The following is a 255-nucleotide window of genomic DNA, read 5'->3' as shown; positions in this document are numbered from 1 at the left end:
CAGAGAAAAGCTTATCCGAGGAGAAATAGCCCGTACCGTCCATGGGCATGAGGTAACCTTCTTCGAGATAAAGCATTTTTTCGAGGGCCTTGCCCCTTTGCAGTGCGGCATAGACAGCGTTGTGGGCGGGCCGTAGCTCGTCCGGCGGTACGGGATCTATTATGGTGCGCATCTGGGTGTCACAGGGGATATCTTTAACCCCGTAAATCATCCGCAAATTATGGGATTCATTCTCGCGGCGATGGTCAAATGCCA

Annotated in this window: 1 pseudogene; it reads right to left on the bottom strand. The window is 52.5% G+C overall.

Features of this window, described 5'->3' with window-relative positions:
• Positions 1-217, bottom strand: a pseudogene (locus MWC30_RS22350) (hypothetical protein); the annotation flags it as partial.
• Between the last annotated feature and the right edge of the window lie 38 nt (positions 218-255).

The organism is Desulforhabdus sp. TSK, assembly GCF_022836495.1.
GTDB lineage: Bacteria > Desulfobacterota > Syntrophobacteria > Syntrophobacterales > Syntrophobacteraceae > Desulforhabdus.
The sequence above is the reverse complement of the archived record's forward strand: the minus strand, read 5'-3'. Positions and strand labels throughout refer to the sequence as shown.